The 1,047-nt window shown below is 71.3% G+C and carries 1 protein-coding gene; it reads left to right on the top strand.

What is annotated here, in order from left to right; translation table 11 throughout:
• Positions 1 to 1,047 (top strand): CHASE2 domain-containing protein (locus DBR20_RS21210; protein WP_258223463.1); only part of this gene is annotated, 1,047 nt, incomplete at both ends.

The raw sequence follows: 1,047 nt of genomic DNA, 5'->3' as shown, positions 1-1,047 counted from the left end.
GCGTACGACCTGATGGTCGGCAGCTGGGATTACCGCCCCGACCCCAGCGTGCTGATCGTCGCCATCGACGAGGGCAGCCTGCAGCGGCTGGGCCAGTGGCCGTGGCCGCGCTCGGTGCATGCGCGCCTGTTGGACCGCCTGACCGACGCCGGTGCCGAACGCGTCGCGCTGGACCTCATGCTGTCCGAGCCCGACCGTCGCGATGCGCGCCAGGACGCCGAGCTGGCCGCGGCGATCCGTCGCAACGGCCGCGTGGTGCTGCCGGTGCTGGCCGCGCCGGCGGCCGGCGACCGCATGGCCGAGGAGATGCTGCCGATCCCGTTGATTGCCGCCAGCGCTGCCGCCATGGGCCACAGCGACGTTGAAGTCGACGGCGACGGTGTCGCCCGCGGGGTCTACCTGCATGCCGGCATCGGCCAAGCGCACTGGCCGGCACTCGGCCTGGCGTTGACCGATCTGCCGCGACAACGCGCACACGGCCTGCCCGACCCCGACCCGGCGCTGGACTCGCCCTATCAATGGCGCCGCAATGATTACGTGCGCGTACGTTATGCCGGGCCACCGGAACGCTTGCCACAGGTGTCCTACGCCGATGTGCTGGAAGGGCGCGTGGATGCCTCGATGCTGCGTGGCAGGCGCATCGTGGTGGGCATGACGGCCAGTGGCATCGCCCTGCGGCTGTTGACACCCACCACGCGCGAGTACTGGATGAGCGGCAGCGAGTACCAGGCCAACATCGCCTCGATGCTGCTGCAGGACAAGCAGATCGACGTGTTGCCCCGCGCCTGGCAGGACGCCCTGACCGGGCTGCTGGTGGCGATGTGCGTACTGCTGCTCGGGCTGCGCCTGCCCTGGGTGGTTGCCCTGTGCTCGCTGCCGGCCGCGCCGCTGCTGAGCTGGCTGCTGCTGCGCACCAGCAGCCTCTGGTGGGCGCCGGCCAGCGCGCTGCTCGGCGTCGTGCTGGTATTGACTGCGTGGGCGACCTGGCGGATCGCCTCCTGGCACCGCCAGGCCAACCGCGATGCGCTGACCGGGCTGGGCAACCGC

Origin of the sequence: Stenotrophomonas sp. HMWF023, from assembly GCF_003060985.1 — a bacterium.
In the GTDB taxonomy this organism is placed as follows: Bacteria; Pseudomonadota; Gammaproteobacteria; order Xanthomonadales; family Xanthomonadaceae; genus Stenotrophomonas; species Stenotrophomonas lactitubi.
This window is presented reverse-complemented; position numbering and strand designations above follow the sequence as displayed.